This window comes from Pseudoalteromonas luteoviolacea CPMOR-1 (assembly GCF_001625685.1).
GTDB classification, from domain to species: domain Bacteria; phylum Pseudomonadota; class Gammaproteobacteria; order Enterobacterales; family Alteromonadaceae; genus Pseudoalteromonas; species Pseudoalteromonas luteoviolacea_K.
Genome location: NZ_AUYC01000101.1, coordinates 1 through 340 on the forward strand (window position 1 = coordinate 1; position 340 = coordinate 340).

1 protein-coding gene is annotated in these 340 nt (G+C 47.6%); it reads left to right on the plus strand.

From position 1 onward, the window contains the following. On the plus strand, positions 1-340 hold a 340-nt coding region (locus N473_RS26640; protein WP_196766488.1), incomplete at both ends, for a hypothetical protein.

Here is a 340-nt window from a genome sequence, read left to right on the forward strand (position 1 = left end):
AGACATCACCGTGACTATCACGGGCACAGATAAGTTTGGTCAGGCAGTGAATACCACAACGACGACTGATGCGAGCGGTGCGTTCAGCTTCACAGGCTTGATTGAATCGAATGCAGATGGTTACACCATCACGCAAACACCGAGCACAACGTATCAAACAGGTAACCGTTATATCGGCTCGGATGCGGGTGTGGTCAGCAATGTCGCAAAAGTGGTAGTCGGCACAGACGCAACACCAGAAATCAAATTTACAGAAAAACCAAAAGCCGGTGATAAATCAGTATCAGGTACCGTATTCTTGGATATCAACCAAGATGGGACGGTTGATCAAAATGACGCG